This is a genomic window from Delftia sp. 11MD, from assembly GCF_050907895.1.
GTDB lineage: Bacteria > Pseudomonadota > Gammaproteobacteria > Burkholderiales > Burkholderiaceae_C > Comamonas > Comamonas tsuruhatensis.
Map to the genome: position 1 here is coordinate 5,991,701 of NZ_CP194333.1, position 16,741 is coordinate 6,008,441.

At 69.1% G+C, this 16,741-nt stretch carries 15 protein-coding genes; 8 read left to right on the forward strand and 7 right to left on the reverse strand.

The features are described from left to right. Positions 1 to 163 precede the first annotated feature (163 nt). The 3 genes from ACRSCF_RS27420 to ACRSCF_RS27430 all read right to left on the reverse strand — a co-directional run bounded on the left by ACRSCF_RS27420 (position 164) and on the right by ACRSCF_RS27430 (position 3,252). Positions 164 to 1,138, reverse strand: a complete 975-nt coding sequence (locus ACRSCF_RS27420; RefSeq protein ID WP_016446620.1) for a Bug family tripartite tricarboxylate transporter substrate binding protein — start codon at positions 1,136 to 1,138, stop codon at positions 164 to 166. 81 nt (positions 1,139 to 1,219) lie between these two features. Next, positions 1,220 to 2,233: a TraB/GumN family protein gene (locus ACRSCF_RS27425; RefSeq protein WP_244387583.1), complete on the reverse strand. Its 1,014-nt coding sequence runs from the start codon at positions 2,231 to 2,233 to the stop codon at positions 1,220 to 1,222. After that, on the reverse strand, positions 2,230 to 3,252 hold the full coding sequence (locus ACRSCF_RS27430) for a fumarylacetoacetate hydrolase family protein (protein WP_034368208.1): 1,023 nt from the start codon (positions 3,250 to 3,252) through the stop codon (positions 2,230 to 2,232). The genes ACRSCF_RS27425 and ACRSCF_RS27430 overlap by 4 nt, the downstream gene beginning before the upstream one ends. Before the next feature lie 126 nt (positions 3,253 to 3,378). On the opposite strand from ACRSCF_RS27430, the gene ACRSCF_RS27435 reads away from it, so the two are divergent. The 8 genes from ACRSCF_RS27435 to ACRSCF_RS27470 all read left to right on the forward strand — a co-directional run bounded on the left by ACRSCF_RS27435 (position 3,379) and on the right by ACRSCF_RS27470 (position 12,915). Further along, positions 3,379 to 4,158 carry an IclR family transcriptional regulator gene (locus ACRSCF_RS27435; RefSeq protein ID WP_012203056.1) on the forward strand — a complete coding sequence of 260 codons (780 nt, stop codon included), beginning with the start codon at positions 3,379 to 3,381 and terminating at the stop codon, positions 4,156 to 4,158. Then, positions 4,151 to 5,344: a DUF3108 domain-containing protein gene (locus ACRSCF_RS27440; RefSeq protein ID WP_432675164.1), complete on the forward strand. Its 1,194-nt coding sequence runs from the start codon at positions 4,151 to 4,153 to the stop codon at positions 5,342 to 5,344. The genes ACRSCF_RS27435 and ACRSCF_RS27440 overlap by 8 nt, the downstream gene beginning before the upstream one ends. 235 nt (positions 5,345 to 5,579) lie before the next feature. Next, the gene (locus tag ACRSCF_RS27445) at positions 5,580 to 5,873 is read left to right on the forward strand and encodes a BTH_I0359 family protein (protein WP_034363542.1); all 294 of its coding nucleotides are present in this window, start codon (positions 5,580 to 5,582) and stop codon (positions 5,871 to 5,873) included. Positions 5,874 to 6,111: 238 nt separating this feature from the next. Continuing rightward, complete coding sequence (locus ACRSCF_RS27450; protein WP_016451943.1) at positions 6,112 to 7,569, forward strand: MFS transporter; 1,458 nt, start codon at positions 6,112 to 6,114, stop codon at positions 7,567 to 7,569. A 13-nt stretch (positions 7,570 to 7,582) separates the two neighbouring features. Continuing rightward, complete coding sequence (locus ACRSCF_RS27455) at positions 7,583 to 9,124, forward strand: FGGY family carbohydrate kinase (protein WP_244387585.1); 1,542 nt, start codon at positions 7,583 to 7,585, stop codon at positions 9,122 to 9,124. Then, entirely contained in the window at positions 9,121 to 10,803 is a 1,683-nt protein-coding gene (locus tag ACRSCF_RS27460; RefSeq protein ID WP_034363540.1) for a glycerol-3-phosphate dehydrogenase/oxidase, read from the forward strand. The genes ACRSCF_RS27455 and ACRSCF_RS27460 overlap by 4 nt, the downstream gene beginning before the upstream one ends. After that, positions 10,797 to 12,347, forward strand: coding sequence for an FAD-binding oxidoreductase (locus tag ACRSCF_RS27465; protein ID WP_432675165.1), 1,551 nt, complete (start codon positions 10,797 to 10,799; stop codon positions 12,345 to 12,347). The genes ACRSCF_RS27460 and ACRSCF_RS27465 overlap by 7 nt, the downstream gene beginning before the upstream one ends. 1 nt (position 12,348) lies before the next feature. Next, complete coding sequence (locus tag ACRSCF_RS27470; RefSeq protein WP_034363537.1) at positions 12,349 to 12,915, forward strand: glycerol-3-phosphate responsive antiterminator; 567 nt, start codon at positions 12,349 to 12,351, stop codon at positions 12,913 to 12,915. Between the two features lie 8 nt (positions 12,916 to 12,923). Here ACRSCF_RS27470 and ACRSCF_RS27475 read toward each other — a convergent pair whose 3' ends face one another. The 4 genes from ACRSCF_RS27475 to ACRSCF_RS27490 form a co-directional block, all read right to left on the reverse strand. Further along, positions 12,924 to 14,018 (reverse strand): AbrB family transcriptional regulator, encoded by a 1,095-nt coding sequence (locus tag ACRSCF_RS27475; protein ID WP_209670098.1) that lies wholly within the window; start codon positions 14,016 to 14,018, stop codon positions 12,924 to 12,926. 72 nt (positions 14,019 to 14,090) lie between these two features. Beyond that, positions 14,091 to 14,657 (reverse strand): hemerythrin domain-containing protein, encoded by a 567-nt coding sequence (locus tag ACRSCF_RS27480; protein ID WP_411165077.1) that lies wholly within the window; start codon positions 14,655 to 14,657, stop codon positions 14,091 to 14,093. 101 nt (positions 14,658 to 14,758) lie between these two features. Then, positions 14,759 to 15,622, reverse strand: a complete 864-nt coding sequence (locus ACRSCF_RS27485; RefSeq protein ID WP_034363535.1) for a nucleotidyl transferase AbiEii/AbiGii toxin family protein — start codon at positions 15,620 to 15,622, stop codon at positions 14,759 to 14,761. After that, positions 15,610 to 16,674, reverse strand: coding sequence for a type IV toxin-antitoxin system AbiEi family antitoxin (locus ACRSCF_RS27490; protein WP_324622800.1), 1,065 nt, complete (start codon positions 16,672 to 16,674; stop codon positions 15,610 to 15,612). The genes ACRSCF_RS27485 and ACRSCF_RS27490 overlap by 13 nt, the downstream gene beginning before the upstream one ends. Between the last annotated feature and the right edge of the window lie 67 nt (positions 16,675 to 16,741).

A 16,741-nucleotide genomic window follows, 5' to 3' on the forward strand; every position in this document is an offset into this window, starting at 1 on the left:
ACGCCAAAAAAAAGCAGCACCAGCGCATCAGATCAAAGCCGGGCGCCGCCCCCAAAACCGCCACGGCCCAACCCAGAGACACCGAGGAAGGGCCGCCCCGCACCGAGGGTGTCGTCCCCCTCCGCGAAGCGAGAAGGGGGAAGCGGCGCAGCCGCTCAGGGGGTCAGTCCAATTTGACGCCCGCGCTCTTGATGATCGCCCCCCAGCGCTTGGACTCCGCGCGCGACATGGCCAGGAACTGCTCGGGCGTGCCGGGCAGCGCCTCCATGCCGAAGTCCTGCATGCGCTTGACCACGGCGGGGTTGGCCAGCGCCTTGTTGAGCTCGGCGTTCAGGCGCTGCACCACGGCCGGGGGCATCTTGGCCGGGCCCAGGATGCCCTGGAAGGCATAGACCTCGGTATCGGGCACGCCGACCTCGGCCAGCGTGGGCAGCTCGGGCAGGCTGGGCACGCGCTTGCCCGTGCCGATGGCCAGGGCGCGCACCTTGCCCGACTGGATCACGGGCAGGCCCGAGGCCAGGTCCAGGAACATGCAGGGCACCTGGCCGCCCATCACGTCGGCCAGCGCGGGTGCCGCGCCGCGATAGGGGATGTGCGTCAGGAAGGTGCCCGTGCGGTTCTTGAACATCTCCATGGCGAGGTGGTGGGGCGAGCCGTTGCCGGGCGAGGCGTAGTTGACCTGGCCCGGATGCGCCTTCACGTAGGCCAGGAATTCCTTGAAGGTCTTGGCCTCGAAGTTCGGGTTCACCACCAGCGCCATCGGGAAGCGGCTGATGCCGCCGATGTAGGTGAAGTCCTTTTCGGGGTTGAAGGACAGCTTGCTGAACAGGTGCTCGTTGTAGGCCAGCACGGCGTTGTCGGCCGACATGATGGTGTAGCCGTCGGGCTTGGCCGTGGCCACGATCTGGGCGCCGATGTTGGTGGAGGCGCCGGGGCGGTTGTCCACCACGATGGTCTGGTTCAGCGTCTGGCGCATGGCCTCGGCCACGGTGCGCGCCAGCACGTCGGTGCCGCCGCCGGGCGGATAGGGCACGACCCAGCGGATGTTGCTGGCGGGCCAGTCCTGCGCCTGTGCAAAAGGCGCGGCCATGCCGGCGGATGAGGCCGCCACGGCGGCCAGGAATTGTCTACGGTCCATTGTTGTCTCCTGTGGGATGGGTGTGGATGGGTCCTGGCCGCGCCCTGTTGCTTTTGTTCATGGAGGCGGCGGCCGTATGTTTCAGGGCGGGCTGGCTGCGGGGAACTCCACGCGCTGCACCTTGAAGCCCTGGGCCGCCAGCAGCGCCGGCAGGCCACGCGTGCCCACCATGTGCAGGGCGCCCACGGCGGCGAACACGCTGCGGCCGGAACGGATCTGCCGCGCCACTTCGCGCGCCAGGCCGGGGTTGCGGCCATAGACCATGCGGTCGTAGTCGGCGCGCTCGGCGGCATTGGCCATGCAGTCGCACCAGTCGGGCAGGCTCTCCAGCAGGTGGATGCGGCCATCGGCCCAGACGCGTGCGATCAGTCCCAGCTTCTGGGAGGCGATGCCGCTTTCCAGCTGGCGCAGGCCGGACTCCACCGTCTCGGCCACGCGCGCGGGGTCGTCCGAGACCAGCTCGCGCAGTTGCAGCTCGGGTGTCTCCAGCGACAGCACGGGCTTGCCCAGGGCCAGCGCCACGCCGGCCAGCGAGAAATCGATGCCATAGGACGCGTCCAGCCCCTCGCTGCGGCCGGCCAGCGACAACAGGGAGATCACCTGGGCGTCGGGGCGCAGCAGGGCCAGCTCGGGGCCGGCGCAGGCCAGGCGCCTTTGCTCCTCAAGCCGGCGCTGGAGATCGCCGCGCAGCGGCGGCGCATCGGGCCGCGCCTGCATGCCTGCGAACAAGACCTTCATGACCTCGGGATCGAGGATGTTCAGCTCCAGCGCCAGGCTGTCGGAGGCGCGCAGCGCGTCCGCCACCGTGGGGCCGGGCACGCTCCAGTCGAGCTTGGCCGCGTGCATGGTCCCGTAGAGCCAGCTGGTGCGGCCCCGGTGCTCGATGTGCCACAGCAGTCCACGGTCCTGCGCCTTGCGCTGCAGGGCGCGGATCTCGTCCGGGCCGGGCATGCGCGCCTCGGGCGGGCAGGTGACAGGGTCCGCGGCCGGGGGCGCCGCGAATGCCGCGGCCAGCGGCGACAGCGCCAGCGCGGCCAGGCCGGCGCGCAGCGACCTGCCCGCCAGGCGCCACCAGGGTGCGCAGACGCGGCTCATTCGGCAGGCTCGACGATGTTCTGGTCGATGGCGCCGAAGATGCTCTGGCCGTCCTTGCCCTTCATCTCGATGCGGATGGTGTCGCCAAAGCGCATGAACTCGGTCTTGGGCGCGCCGTCCTGGATGGTCTCTATGCAGCGCTTCTCTGCGATGCAGCTGTAGCCCTTGGGCCACTCCATGCGCCGGTTCTTGCCCTTGCCGCTTTCCACGCCCTTGTTGCTCACGGTGCCGCTGCCCACGATGGAGCCGGCGCGCACATTGCGCGTCTTGCAGATATGGGCGATGAGCTGGCCGAAGTGAAAGCTCATGTCCTCGCCCGCATCGCACATGCCGACCTTGCGGCCGTTCCAGGTGGACTGCAGCGTCAGGTGCAGGCGGCCGCCCTTCCAGGCGTCGCCCAGCTCGTCCAGCGTCACGGCCACGGGGCTGAAGGAGGTGGCGGGCTTGGACTGGAAGAAGCCGAAGCCCTTGGACAGCTCACTGGGGATCAGGTTGCGCAGGCTCACGTCGTTGGCCAGCATGACCAGGCGCACGCCGCCCAGCGCACGCTCGGGCGTGGCGCCCATGGGCACGTCGGCGGTAATGACGGCGATCTCGGCCTCGAAGTCGATGCCCATGGACTCGCTGGGCACCACCACGTCGTCGCAGGGGCCCAGGAAATCGTCGCTGCCGCCCTGGTACATCAGCGGGTCGGTGTAGAAATTGGCGGGCACCTCGGCGCCGCGCGCCTGGCGCACCAGCTCCACATGGTTGATGTAGGCCGAGCCATCGGCCCACTGGTAGGCGCGCGGCAGCGGCGCCATGCACTGGCGCGGATCGAAGGCAAAGGCATGGACCGCCTTGCCGCTGTTGAGCAGGTGGTACAGGTCCTGCAGCTGGGGCGCCATGTAGCTCCAGTCGTCGAGCACCTGCTGCAGGCGGCTCGCTATGCCAGTCGCATAATGGGCCTGGCTCAGGTCGCGTGACACCACGACCAGTTGCCCGTCCCGCGATCCGTCCTTGTATGTGGCAAGTTTCATGCTGCTCCCCCGTGCCGCCGCCGCGCGCCACGGCATCCGGGCAGCGGCCTGGATACCCATGGCGACGCAGCCACGAATTACGATAAGTTAAATTGATTTAACTAAACAAAACCAAATTCTATTGCAATGGACAAGGAACGCGCAGGGATTCAATCGGTCGAGGTCGGTTTTACATTGCTGGAGGCGCTGACGCGCGCCCGGGGCCCGCAGATGCTCAAGGACCTGGCGTCCGACGCCGGCATGAGCGCCGCCAAGGCGCACCGCTACCTCGTGAGCTTCCAGCGCATCGGCCTGGTTACTCAGGACGCGCGCACCTCCCGCTACGACCTGGGCCCGGCCTCGCTCAAGCTGGGCCTGGCATCGCTGGCGCGGCTGGATCCCGTGCGGCTGGCGCGCGAACGCATGCCCGCGCTCATGGAGCGCATCCACCACACGGCGGCCATCGCCGTCTGGGGCAACCACGGGCCGACCATCGTGCACTGGGAGGAAAGCGCGCAGTCGGTCACCGCCAACCTGCGCCTGGGCGACGTCATGCCCATGCTGGCCTCGGCCACCGGGCGCTGCTTCGCGGCCTGGCTGCCGCGCGAGGTCACGGCCCCGCTGCTGGAGCCCGAGGTGGACAAGGCCCGCCGCATCCAGCGCAAGGACCTGCCGCTCACCCCCGAGGCCATAGACGCCATGCTGGCCGAGGTGCGCGAGCGCGGCACCGCCCGCGTGGTCGATACCGTGCTGCCCGGCATCGTGGCGTTTTGCACGCCGGTCTTCGACTCCTCGGGCCATATCGTGCTGGGCCTGACCACGCTGGGCTCGATTGCCACTTTCGACCCCGAATACGGCGGCGCCATCGATGCGCCCCTGCGCGAGGCCTGCGTGCAGCTGTCCCAGGACCTGGGCTGGAATGCCTGAAATGCACCTGCGCCAGCGCGCCCTGCCCGCCCTCACCGCCGTGGTGCTGGGCGGCCATGCGCTGGCCCTGCTGGGCCTGCCGCTGTGGAACCAGGTATCGGCACCGCGCACCGAGGTGGCGGCCATGCAGACACGGGCGCTGTCCCTGCCCGAGCCACCCGCTCCCCCGCCTGCCGCCGCGCCCGAGACACCTGCGCCCGTACCCAAGCCGCAACCCCGCCCTCGCCCCAAGGTCCAGCGCCCGACACCCGCCGCGCCCACCGCACCCGTGGCCGAGCCGCTGGACACGCCCATCCGCGAAACCGTCGAACCCTTGCCGATGGCCGCAGCGCAGGAGCCTGCTGCATCGGACGCCTCGGAAACCGCCCGTGCTGCTGCCGATACGGGTGTCGGCAGCGAGCCAACCCCGGCCACACCGCCGGCGCCGCCCGCTCCCAAGCCCGAACCCGAAACACCGCCCACGCCCACGCCCTCGGCCGGCCCGGCCCAGGGCATGGCCATCACCTCGCCCGACGGCACGCCGCTGGCCTCCGACGCCCCCGTTCCCGTGCAACTGCCCGATCCCGCACGGCTGTCGTTCGCCGTCACCGGCCAGGCCAAGCGCTTCAACTATTCGGCCAATGCCGAGCTGGTCTGGCGCCATGCCAACGGCCAGTACCAGGCCAGCCAGGAAGTCAGCCTGTTCCTGCTGGGCTCGCGCTCGCAGACCAGCGAGGGCCGCATCACCGACAGGGGCCTGGAGCCCAGCCGCTTCAACGACAAGGCGCGCAAGGAGCAATCGGCGCAGCTGGCGTTCGACCAGAACCTGGCGCGCTTCAGCACGGGCGCGCCCGACGCGCCCATCGCGCCCGGCGCCCAGGACCGGCTCAGCGTGTTCCTGCAGCTGTCGGCCCTGCTGGCGGCGGCGCCGCAGCGCTACCCGGCGGGCACGCAGATCAGCTTCATCACCGTCAGCGCGCGGCGCGCCGACCGCTGGACCTTCCGCGTGGGCGAGACCGAGACGCTGGAGCTGCCCTCGGGCAGCACGCAGGCGCTGCGGCTGGACAAGATCGCGGCGGCCGGCGATGACCAGCAGGCCTCGCTGTGGCTGGCGCCGTCCATACAATACCTGCCCGTGCGCATCCGGCTGGCGCAGGACAACGGCGACTTCGCCGATCTGCAGCTCAAGAGCCGCCAGGCGCCATGACACAGGGGCCACCGGTGGGACACCGGTGATTTCCCGGTAGTCCTGCACTTGCAGCCAACGCCACCGCCCGCCTACCACAGCGCGGCCTGCGGCACACGCCGCAGCGCATGCCAATCCGTGGAATACTGCATGCAAGTGCATGCGATAGATCGGGACCCCCACGGTCCTTGAAATCCGGCGCTTCGCAGCCATGTAGGCTGTGCGACGCCCGGCAACGGGCCAGAAAGGGAACACCATGCAAATGCTTTACGACTCCGAATCTTTTGTGGTGCTCCATCTGCGTCCCGACATGGATCCGGATGCAGCGGCCGGCGAAGCTGCGGTCGATGCCGCCCGGCAGCTGCCACGCCACGGCTTCGAAATCGTGGACAAGCGCTCGGGCAAGGAGGTCTATCTGGACGGCTCCTGGGCCGAGATGTTCCAGAAGCAGATCATCGCCTGGCAGCAGGACGCCCCCACCGAGGAAGAGGTCGAGGACGCCCTGGAGCGCTACGCCGGCCTGGCCCAGCAGCCTGTCGTGGTCCACTGACAGCACACAGCGCACGGTCCCGTGAAGGGACTTCGCGCCAGGCCCGCCGCAGGTTCTCTGCGGCGGGCCTTTTCTTTGGGCGCGGCCATTGCGCGCACCCTGGTGCTTTCACCGATCCGCAGGCTGCGCCTGCTGCCTAGAATCGCCGCACAGGTTCAAGATTTGAAGACCATCTGTGAGATGGTCTTGTCGCGCCTGTACGGTTTGCCGGCCTCTTGCAGAAACACAGGAGGCCAGCATGCAGACCAGCATCCACAGGGTTCGCGGCGTTCAGGATGTCATCGCCTACATCGACGCACGCCAGGGCATTTCAGGCCGCGCCGGCACCATCTGGTGGCTGGCCCTCGGCGGACTTTTCCTCGACGCATTCTCCAACTCCGCACTCAGCGTGGGCCTGGGCCCCATGACGCGCGACCAGCAGCTGACGCCGGCCGAAGTGGCCTGGATGACGTCGCTGGCCTCCTGGGTGTCCATCGCCTTCAATCCCATCGGCGGCTGGATGGCCGACCGCTGGGGCCGCATGCGCCCGCTGGTCATCGCCAAGGTGCTGGCCGTGGCCGGCGCGCTGCTGGTCAGCATGGCGCCCGACTACGCCACCATCCTCTTCGGACGCTTCTTCGTGGGCGCGGCCTATGGCATCGACTTCGCCATCGCCATGGCGGTGCTGGCTGAATTCACGCCCGCCCGCCTCAAGAGCCGGCTCAATGTCTGGCAGGGCATGTGGTACATGGCCGTGTGCAGCAACCTGGTGCTGGCGCTGTGGTTCCATTCCTGGGATGTGGGCGATTCGCTGTGGCGCTATTCGGTGGCCGCCACGGCGGTGTTCGGCCTGTTCATCCTGGGCATGCAGGCCGCGCTGCTGGTGGAAAGCCCGACCTGGCTGGCACGCAAGGAGCGGCTGGATGACGCCGCCCGCGCCATGACGCGCATCTACGGCGCACACGGCCAGCGCTTCGAGGCCGCGCCGCCCGCCGAACGCCTTCCCGTGCTCAACCCGGCGCGGCGCGGGCTGGCCAATGTGCTGCTGATCTTTCGCGGCATCTACCTGCCGCGCACGCTGCTGGCGGCCACGGTGCAGATAGGCCAGTCCATCCAGTACTTTGCCGTGGGCTGGTACCTGCCGCTGATCAGCGCCTCGCTGTTCGGCAAGGACTTCCGCGAGGCCACGCTGGGCGCGCTGGTGTTCAACGTGTTCGGCATCGTCGGCGGCTTCCTGTCGCCCGTCATCGGGCGCCGGCTGGGCCTGCGGCGGGCCTCGGCCTTCGGCTTTGCGCTGGTGTTCCTGATGCTGCTGGTGCTGGGCCTGTTCAACGGCCGCATGCCGATCTGGCTGGCCGTGGCCGTGCCCTCGCTGTTCATCCTCTTTCACTCGGGCGGGCCAGGCGCCAACGGCAAGAGCCTGTCCACGCTGTCGTTCCGCAGCGAACTGCGCGCGGGCGCCAACGGCGTGATCGGCGCGCTGGGCGCCATGGGCGCGGCGCTGGGGCTGCTGGTGTTCCCGCTGTTCCGCCAGCAGTACGGGCTGGAGAACACCTTCCTCATCCTGTCGGTGGTGCCGCTGCTGGCCAGCATCGTCTGCTTTTCCATCCGCTGGGACCCCACGCGCACCACGGTGAACCCCGACGACGAGCCCGGCGCGCCCCAGTTCGCGGACGACGCCGCCCCGCCCGCCAAGATCGCTCAAACCACCGCCTGAAAGAGAACACTCCATGCACCATGAAGCCGTGATCCTTTGCATCGACGAAGGCACCTCGGGCACGCGCGCCGCCGTCGTGGGGCGCGACGGGCAGGTGTCCGCCCAGGACTATCTGCCGCTGGAAATCCACTGCCCGCGCCCCGGCGTGGTCGAGCAGGACGCCGACCTGCTGCTGGAGCGCACGCTGGACGTGTGCCGCCGCGCCATCGCCCGCGCCCAGGGCAGCGGCCAGCAGATCGTGGCCCTGGCCATTGCCAACCAGCGCTGCTCGGCCGTGCTCTGGGACACGGCCACGGGCCGTTCGCTGGCGCCCATCATGGTCTGGCAGGACTCGCGCCACCGCGACGAACTGGCCCTGCTGGCCAGCGACTGGGATGCCCGGCTGATCCGTCACGCGGGCCGGCCCGTGGGCGTGCGTTCGCCCTACCTGTGGGCCGCGCGCAAGCTGCGCGAATGCCCGGCCGTGGCCCAGGCCTGGCAGCAGCGCCGCCTGGCCTTCGGCACCATCGACTCCTGGCTGCTGTGGCATCTGTCGGATGCGCGCGCCGTGGTCACCACGCCCACCAATGTGACCTCGGGCAACGCCTATGCGCTGGGCGATCACCGCTACCTGCAGGACTGGCTGGACGCGCTGGAGTTTCCCGCCGAGTTGCTGCCCCGCCTGTGCGAGGACGTGCAGGACTTCGGCCGCACGCGCACCGAGCTGCTGGGCCTGGCCGTGCCCATCCTGGCCTGCGCGGGCGACCAGCATGCGGCCGCCGTGGGCCTGGGCTGCCTGGAGCGGGGCCAGGCGCTGTGCGTGCATGGCACGGGCAGCTTCGTCGATGTGCTCACGGGAACAAAGCTGCCCGCGCATGACGCGGCCCATGAAAGCTCGCTGACCATGACGGCGCGGCGCATGGACGGTGTCTCGCGCTATGCCATCGAGACCTATGTGCCCACCACGGGATCGGCGCTCAACTGGATCTGCGAGAAGCTGCAGTGGTTCGACAACCCGCAGCAGATCAGCACCCTGGCCCGCGAGGCCAAAACGCCGACCGACCTGGTCTTCATCCCCGCGCTCACCGGCCTGCGCCTGCCGGCCATGGAGCCGGGCGCGCGGGCCTCGATCTCGGGCGTGTCCATGGCCACCTCGCGGCCGCAGCTGGCGCGCTCCATCCTCGAAGGCATTGCGCATTCCGTGGCCTCCTGCGTGCAGGCGGACGAGGCGGCCGCAGGCACCGAGGTGGGCGAGCTGCTGGTGGGCGGCGGCCTGTCGGGCAGCGATGCGCTGCTGCAGATCCAGGCCGACCTGGGCGGCCTGCCCGTGCGACGCCTGGCCGATACCGACAAGGCCAGCCTGCGCGGCATCGCCTTCATGGCCGGCAGCGCAGGCCTGCTGTGGGACGGGCTGGAGCAGGCCTGCGCCACGCTGCGCACCGAAGCGGTCTTCACCCCGCGCATGGCCGCCGACGAGCGCGGCGAGCGCCGCCGCATCTGGCGCGCCCGCGTGGGCGACGAACTGGCCCGCGCCCGGTCCCCCGGCCGCAGCGCCGCCCTGGAGGGCTGCGCATGATGCAATGGCCCTTTGGCAAGGAGCGCAGGGACAGCGCCGCACTGACCCAGACCGCGCCGCTGCAGCTGCAGCGCGCGGACCAGCTGGCGCGGCTGGGCGACGAGGCATTCGACCTGCTGGTCATCGGCGGCGGCATCACGGGTGCCTATGCGGCGCTGGACGCCAGCCTGCGCGGCCTGCGCGTGGCGCTGGTGGAGAAGGACGACTTCGCCTCGGGCACCTCGTCCAAGTCCTCCAAGATGGTGCACGGCGGCCTGCGCTACATCGAGCAGGGCAACCTGGGGCTGGTGCGGCACTCGCTGCTGGAGCGCCAGCGCCTGCGCCGCAATGCGCGGCACCTGGTGCAGCGCCTGCCCTTCCTGTTTCCCGTGATGGAGCGCGACGGCGTCTTCGACGCCCGCCTGGCCAAGGCCTTCGGCAGCCTGCTGTGGACCTATGACCTGGCCGGCGGCTGGCGCGAAGGCATCCTGCACCGCAAGCTCGGCAAGGCCGAGGTGCTGTCGCACTGCCCGACCTTCCGCGAAGAGCAGCTCCTGGGCGGCTACATGTACTTCGATGCGCGCGTGGACGATGCGCGGCTCACGCTGGCCGTGGCGCGCACGGCCGCCTTCCATGGCGCGGCCGTGCTCAACCATGCCCGGGCCACCGCCATCACGCGCAACGCCCACGGCGGCGTGGACGGCGCCATCGTCCAGGCCGATGGCCGCGAGATCACGGTGCGCGCGCGCAGCGTGGTCATGGCCACGGGCGTCTGGCTGCGCGACTGGGATGGCCGCAGGTCCGACCAGCAGGCGCAGCTGCACGTGCGCCCCGCCAAGGGCGTGCACGTGGCCATTCCCTGGCTGCGCATACGCAACGACTGCACCGTCACCATCCCCGTGCCGGGCCGCAGCCGGCGCGCCACCATCACGCGCTGGGGCGATGTCTCCTACCTGGGCACCACCGACGAGGACTATGCGGGCAGCCTGGACGACGTGCACTGCACGCGCGCCGAGCTGGACTTCCTGCTCGAAGGCGCCCGATCGGCGCTCAAGGTGGACCTGTCGCCCGAGGACGTGGTCGGCTCCATCGCCGGCTGCCGCCCCCTGGTCGGCCCGCCCGGCGGCAAGACCGTGGAGATGAAGCGCAACCACGAGATCCATGTGGCAGCCGACGGCCTGGTCACCATCGTCGGCGGCAAGCTCACCACCTCGCGCCACATGGCCGAGCAGACCGTGGACGCCGTGGAAAAGCTGCTGGGCCGGCGCACGCGCTGCACCACCGCCTCCGCCTTCCTGCTGGGCGCGGCCGGCTACGACGCCCAGGCCATCACGGCCACGGGCGGACTGTCGGCCCACCTGGGCGAGCGCTACGGCACGGAGGCACGCTTCGTCAGCGACATCCTCGACGCGCATCCCGCGCTGGCCCGGCCCATCGTCGAGGGACTGCCCCACACCGAGGCCGAAGTCCTCTACGCCGCGCGCCACGAAATGGCGCGCACGGTGGAAGACGTGCTCTCGCGCCGCATGCGCGCACGACTCATGGCGCGCGATGCATCGGCCCGCGCCGCAGCGCGCGTGGGCGACATCCTGGCCCAGGAACTGGGGCTGGCACCTGCGCAAATAGCGCAGCAGATCCACGACTACCGCCGCGCCATGGAGCGCGAGAAACAGATTTTGATGGGAGACATCCAATGCTGAGCAAAGACGCAATCGCCCGCGGCTACAACCGCCGCAACTACGTGGTGGGCGCCCCCACGACCCCGGGCTGGGCGGCGCAGGCCGCACCCGCAGCCGACCGCACTGCCTCCGAAGGGCCTGACTGCGGCCTGCAGCACGAACCCGTGGCCATGCCCGAGGCCGTGCTCGCCGCGCTGCGCGCCGCCTGCGACCGCGTGCAGACCGAGCGCACCGACATCGTTGCCGGCACGCGCGACTGGTGGGCCCGCACCATGGTGGCCGAGACCTCGGGCCACCCGGCCACGCCACGGGCCGTCATCGCCCATGCATCCACCGTGGAGCAGGTGCAGGCCGTGATGCGCATTGCCGACGCGCACGCCATTCCCGTCACCGTCTCGGCCGGGCGCAGCAACGTCACGGGCGCGGCCCTGCCCCTGCGCGGCGGCATCGTGCTGGACCTGTGCGAACTCAATCGCTTCATCGCCATGGACGAGCAAAGCCAGATCGTCGAGGTCGAGGCCGGCATGTTCGGCGACGTGTTCGAGGAAACCATCCAGCGCCGCCACGGCATGACCATGGGCCACTGGCCCTCGTCCTTCGGCATCAGCACCGTGGGCGGCTGGGTGGCCTGCCGGGGCGCGGGCCAGCTGTCCACGCGCTACGGAAAGATCGAGGACATGGTCCACGGCATGGACGTGGTGCTGGCCGATGGCCGCCTCGTCACCGTGGGCGGCTACGCGCGCGCGGCCATCGGGCCGGACCTGCAGCAGCTGTTCATCGGCTCGGAAGGCACGCTCGGCGTGATCGTGCGCATCCGCTTCAAGCTGCACCGCCTGCCCGACCACGGCCGCGCCATCGCCTATGGCTTTGCCAGCTTTGCCCAGGGCCTGGAAGCCTGCCGCCAGATCCTGCAGCAAGGCGCCAACCCCGCCGCGCTGCGGCTGTACGACGCGCTGGAAAGCGGCGTGCAATTCGGCCGCAGCGACCTCAACGTGCTGCTGATCGCCGACGAAGGCGCGCCCGAGATCGTCAATGCCGTCATGGCCATCTGCGAACGTGTGTGTGCACCCTTGGGTGAACGGCTGGACGGCGCCGCCACCCTGGAGCGCTGGCTGGACACGCGCTACCTGACCGGCAAGAGCGCCGAGGGCTTCAAGAAAGGCCCGGGCTTCGTCGCCGACACGCTGGAGATGTGCGGCCCCTGGAAAGACCTGCCGGCCATCTACGAGGAAGTGGTCGCCGCCCTGCAGGCCATCCCCGGCACCCTGGCCGGCTCGGCCCACCAGTCGCATGCCTATGTGGATGGCGCCTGCCTGTACTTTTCGCTGCGCGGCGAGGTGGCCGTGGACCAGCGTGCCCAGTGGTACCGCGCGGCCTGGGACGCGGCCAACGCCGTGCTGCTGCGCCACGGCGCCACGCTCAGCCACCACCACGGCGTGGGCCTGCTGCGCGCACCCTACATGCGGCAATCGCTGGGCCCGGCCTTTGCCCTGCTGGAGGCCACCAAGCGCATGCTGGACCCCAAGAACCTGCTCAACCCCGGCAAGCTGGGGCTGGACCTCTGACATGGGCCGCCCGGACAACTCCCTGGGCGCGCGGCTGGCGCGCCGCCCCGTCATCGCCACCTTGTACGGGTCCGAGCAAATGGACGCGCTGCTGGCCAGCCAGGCCGAGGTCGCCATCGTCGCCAACATCGAACTGCGCCGCCTGCGCTCGGTGATCTCCACCATCACCGGGGCGGGCAAGATCGCCATCGTCAATATCGACAGCTGCGACGGCATCTCGCCCGACAAGGGCGGCGTGGACTACCTTGTGGACCTGGGCGCCAGCAGCCTGCTGTCCACGCGCGTGGCCACCATCCAGCGCGCCAACAAGGCCGGGCTGCTGACCATGCAAAAGGTCTTCGTCACCGACCGCTCCACCTGGCCGCGCAGCATCAAGGCCGTGGAGCAGAGCGACCCCAACCTCGTGCAGATCATGCCCGCCCCCATGCTGGCCCATATCACCGAGGCCGAGCGCCGCATCCTGCCGCCGCTCGTGGCCTCGGGCTTCGTCTGCAGCCAGGAGCAGGTCCAGCAGGCGCTGGCCGGTGGTGCGATTGCGGTATCGACCAGCGACAGTGGGCTGTGGTGAGGTGGGCCCTAGGCCGTGCGCGACGCGGCCGGCCCGCGCGCCTCCACCCAGCGGAACAGCGGCGCCACCAGCAGCAGCACGGCGATCAGCCGGCAGACCTGGAAGGCCGTGACCACGGGCACGCCCAGCTGCAGCACCTTGGCGGTGATGGCCATCTCGGTGATGCCGCCCGGCGAGGTACCCAGCAGCAGCGTGACCCAGGGCAGGTCCGCGGCCAGGTGCAGCAGCCAGGCGAAGCCCGCGCAGATCGCCATGAGCCCCACGGTGCCCACGGCCACGGAGCCCAGCCAGCGCGGCGCGGTGTGCAGGAATTCGCGCTTGAAGCGCACGCCCAGGCTGATGCCGATCACCAGTTGCGCCGCATTGACCAGGGCCTGGGGCACGGCCGACAGTTCCTGGCCGCACATGGTCAGCAGCATGGACACCAGCAGCGCGCCCAGGAACCAGGGGTTGGCGCGCCTGAGCCGGTCCATGGCCCAGGCGCCCAGGCCCGTGAGCACGGCCAGCAGCGCCAGCCCCGGCCATTCGACGATGCGGATGCTGGGCGGCGTCAGCCCCTCCAGCCCGTGCAGGCCACTCCACTGCAGCGCGAACGGAATGCTCACGGTGACGATGACCAGGCGCAGGCTGTGGCTGGCCGCCACCAGGTCGGTGCGCGCGTTCTCGCGCTCGGCCAGCAGCGTCATCTCCGACGCCGCGCCAATGGCGCCAGCGAAATAGGTGGTGGCGCGCATCTCGCCCGCCGGTATCTGCGGCATGCGCGGCGCATGCACGCGGTACAGCCAGGCGCCGAAGCCCCAGCCCAGCAGCAGCGCCCAGACAATGGCCACGGCAATCGCCCACCACAGCCCCGCGATCAACTGCACCACGGCCGGCGTGAAGTACAGGCCCAGCGAGGCGCCGATGATCCACTGCCCGCCGTTGCGCAGCCGGCCCGAACTGGCCGTGGGCGCGCCCAGGATGGAGGCCAGCGAGGTGGCGATCAGCGGCCCCAGCATCCAGGGCAGCGGCGTGCGCAGCCACAGGCACAGCTGGGCGGCGGCAAGGGCGCCCAGCAGGGTCAGTGCGATGCGAAGCAGGAAAATGGGGCGGCGCTCGGGCATGGCAGGCGAGGCGGGGGCAGGTCCAAAGCCTGCGAGTATCGCCGCGCCGGCTCCCGCGCGCTGCCGGCGGCGCTATCTCCGTGACAGGTCCGCGCCGCGCCGCACGGCCATCTCACGGCCCATGGCCGCCTGCGTTGCCTCTGGCAGCAGGCCGCGCGCCTGGGGGTAGGCCAGCCGCTCTTCATTCTCGACATGGCTGGCATAGCAGGCCGCGAAGCGTTCGAACACCTCCTCGTCAGCCGCGCCAAAGCCCTGGGACTGCCCCTCGGCCATGTCCAGCAGCGGCTGGCGCGCCAGCGCCCAGTCGGCGCTCATCAGGCCGTGCTCGCGCTGCAGGCGCTGCACCAGGGCCACGGTCTGCGCATCGCCCTGCTCCAGCAGCGGCGGGAAGACATGCAGCTCCTCGTCCTCATGGTGCAGCGGCGCCGCCTGGTCGAAGTAGCGCAGGATGTCGCGCGCCGCCTGGCGTGCGCTGTCGTCGCAACCTTTGGTCCGGAGATGCACGCGCAGCCGGTCCAGCAGCGCCAGCATGCGCAGCACGCGCTCGTGGCAGGCTTCGAGCATCTCGAAGGGCTGGTCGAAGCCCGTGCCGGGCGCGCGCCAGCCGGGCACGGCATCGCCCTGCGGGCGTTGACTCATCAGCTGCATATGCAAGTCCTTGGATGAAAAACTCTTGGCTTCCATTGCTTACCATAGGCCGCAAGCGGGCACTGCACGAACGGTGGCTGCAGGCGTCTTGCTCATAGACCTAGCGCGCGCAACCATGCATGCACCTGTCCAAAGGCGTCAAGCTGCCACTGGTCCGCAGAGCGTTCCCCCAGCGTCCTGCTTTCCTCAACGAACTGCCGGACGCAGGTGGGTCCGAATCCATCGGGAGAATCAAACTTCCCGGCAATGAATCGGTATCCGGCGAGACCCTCCGGGTGATCAAGCAATGGCCGGCAGGCTGCAGCCAGCGCGTCAATGCCGCCAGGGTAGTTACGGACGCAGTAGTAGATGTCGTAGGCGTCCTTGTGCTTGTAGCGGCCATGGATTGCATGACCTTTCATTGCCAGCAGTGCCGGGATGGAGCAGACGGCCACCTCGACCCGGTTCGTCCCGCCGTTGGGCATCGCTCCAGAGATCGGAATGAACTCGCAGAATCTCAGCGCCAACTCGGCGCCGCTGGCCCGCTGCACAGCAAAGTTGTCCACCAGCGGTGGATCGTTCTTCGCGGTCACAGCGTCTCGCGGCCTCAGAAAGTCCACGATGACGTCGATCAGCGGGCCTCCATCGCGGGCATCGATCTGCCGCACGAGTTGAAAGCGCCGCAGGCTCTCGCGCTGCTCGTAACCATGACTTTTCAGTGACTCTATGAGGTGGGCATACTCGCCGCCCCCCAATGCTGCGGCATCCAGGCTCAGATCGACGTCCAGCGTCCCCACATGGCGCATGTCATTCTGATTCAGGAGCAGCCAAGGCACCGCACCACCCACGACGGCATACCTGCCTTTGTAGCTGCCCAGGATTTGGCCGATCTCGATCAGGACGGATTTGACGGCCGCCGTCGTACGGTCGTCGTAGTCATTTGCGGATTGAGGCTCGCCAGCGGTCATCCCTGCCATTGCAGCCTTTCCCGACGCAGATGCTCAGCCGCTTCGCGGCCACGCTCACCCGACACGTACAGATCCAGATAGGTCTGGACTGGACTCGTGCAATGAATACCGCCTGCTGCTTCGACCGAGTCATTGAACAGGGCAAGGTCGTCAAGGACGGTGACCACCACGTTCTCACCCCGGCCTGCTGGCGAAAGACTCAGGAACTGGCGCAGTCGGTCTGCCCCTTCTTCGTCGGCATAGAAGTAATGCGTCCCGGCGCGTGCATAGGGCGCCAGCCAGTTGGCCGCCGAGAACGAGGAAAGAATGGCGAGCCCGTCATCCGCCAATGTCGGTCCCAACTTCCGAACCGCGTCCTCGAACAAGGCCCCATGCAGGGTCGTGTAGAAAGCTCGGCGGTCCGCGCCAGGGGGCGCATAGTCGTCGCGCCATGCATCAAGCAGCCCGTCGGGATTGGAGAGGAAGACCCCCTCTTCGGACACTTCAGCCCATCCCCTGTCCAGCAGGCTATTGCGCACATTGCTGACATGTCCGACGCTGACAAGCGATGCCTCGGCCAAATCCGCTACCCGCCAACTCTTCGATGGATCTCGCAGCATGGTACGAAGCACCGAAGCGGACTTGGGCTTGAACAGCGAGCGCAACTGTCGCCGCTCCGCTGGCGGCTTGCCTGCCACACTGCGCGACATGAAGAAGCCGGGAAACACGATGCGCGCGTTTCCCTCGAAGTCAAGGTAGCCGACCCCGTTTTCCGTGCACAGCGCGCGGGCGTCTTCGGAGAGATAGGGCGCAATGAAAACAGGCGTGACCAAGTCCGAGCCCTGCTGTCTGCCAACGTACGTTTTGAGCTGCAGCAACGCCTTCGGCACATACCGGGGCTGCCCGCTTGACTTCACTTCGCCCACAAGAACGTGGCGTCGCCCCCCGAAATCGACATGGCAGACCAAGTCCACCGACACGTCCTGGATATCGTTGCCGGCCTCGATATCGAGCACCGTGAGCCCGGGCGCTTCTCCCAAGGCTGCTCGCAGCGCATCCACGGCGCGTTGCTCGATATTCACTGGATCAGCAGTTTTCAACATTCGCTGAAAATAGCACTTTTGGTGAAAATTTCAACCGAATTTCAAT

Bases quoted from the DNA above. Each gene is read 5' to 3' on its own strand.
- ACRSCF_RS27420 (WP_016446620.1), bottom strand. From the start codon at position 1,138: ATGGACCGTAGACAATTCCTGGCCGCCGTGGCGGCCTCATCCGCCGGC.
- ACRSCF_RS27425 (WP_244387583.1), bottom strand. From the start codon at position 2,233: ATGAGCCGCGTCTGCGCACCCTGGTGGCGCCTGGCGGGCAGGTCGCTG.
- ACRSCF_RS27430 (WP_034368208.1), bottom strand. From the start codon at position 3,252: ATGAAACTTGCCACATACAAGGACGGATCGCGGGACGGGCAACTGGTC.
- ACRSCF_RS27435 (WP_012203056.1), top strand. From the start codon at position 3,379: ATGGACAAGGAACGCGCAGGGATTCAATCGGTCGAGGTCGGTTTTACA.
- ACRSCF_RS27440 (WP_432675164.1), top strand. From the start codon at position 4,151: ATGCCTGAAATGCACCTGCGCCAGCGCGCCCTGCCCGCCCTCACCGCC.
- ACRSCF_RS27445 (WP_034363542.1), top strand. From the start codon at position 5,580: ATGCAAATGCTTTACGACTCCGAATCTTTTGTGGTGCTCCATCTGCGT.
- ACRSCF_RS27450 (WP_016451943.1), top strand. From the start codon at position 6,112: ATGCAGACCAGCATCCACAGGGTTCGCGGCGTTCAGGATGTCATCGCC.
- ACRSCF_RS27455 (WP_244387585.1), top strand. From the start codon at position 7,583: ATGCACCATGAAGCCGTGATCCTTTGCATCGACGAAGGCACCTCGGGC.
- ACRSCF_RS27460 (WP_034363540.1), top strand. From the start codon at position 9,121: ATGATGCAATGGCCCTTTGGCAAGGAGCGCAGGGACAGCGCCGCACTG.
- ACRSCF_RS27465 (WP_432675165.1), top strand. From the start codon at position 10,797: ATGCTGAGCAAAGACGCAATCGCCCGCGGCTACAACCGCCGCAACTAC.
- ACRSCF_RS27470 (WP_034363537.1), top strand. From the start codon at position 12,349: ATGGGCCGCCCGGACAACTCCCTGGGCGCGCGGCTGGCGCGCCGCCCC.
- ACRSCF_RS27475 (WP_209670098.1), bottom strand. From the start codon at position 14,018: ATGCCCGAGCGCCGCCCCATTTTCCTGCTTCGCATCGCACTGACCCTG.
- ACRSCF_RS27480 (WP_411165077.1), bottom strand. From the start codon at position 14,657: ATGAGTCAACGCCCGCAGGGCGATGCCGTGCCCGGCTGGCGCGCGCCC.
- ACRSCF_RS27485 (WP_034363535.1), bottom strand. From the start codon at position 15,622: ATGGCAGGGATGACCGCTGGCGAGCCTCAATCCGCAAATGACTACGAC.